1 protein-coding gene is annotated in these 250 nt (G+C 52.4%); it reads right to left on the reverse strand.

Features of this window, described 5'->3' with window-relative positions; translation table 11 throughout:
* Positions 1 to 196 (reverse strand): FAD-dependent oxidoreductase (locus tag ACSNOG_RS33730; RefSeq protein WP_436756474.1); only part of this gene is annotated, 196 nt, incomplete at its 3' end.
* Between the last annotated feature and the right edge of the window lie 54 nt (positions 197 to 250).

Here is a 250-nt window from a genome sequence, read left to right on the forward strand (position 1 = left end):
TTTCGGACATTCTCTCGCAATCGTCGATCGTTCGAAAGGATATAACCCCTTCCTTATCCGTCCCTGGGATAGGCGGTATGAATGGAGATGAGCCGGTTGCCAGGATTAATGCATCATACGTTGCACGTAGGCCGGAGGCTGTCTCGACGAAACGTCGTTTGGCATCGATATGACGAACGGGCTGACCAGCGAACAAGCGGATCCCATGCCGCTCATACCAGGACCAGTCGTTCAGAATAATATCCTGCAG

Origin of the sequence: Streptomyces sp. URMC 124 (assembly GCF_051386455.1) — a bacterium.
GTDB lineage: Bacteria > Actinomycetota > Actinomycetes > Streptomycetales > Streptomycetaceae > Streptomyces.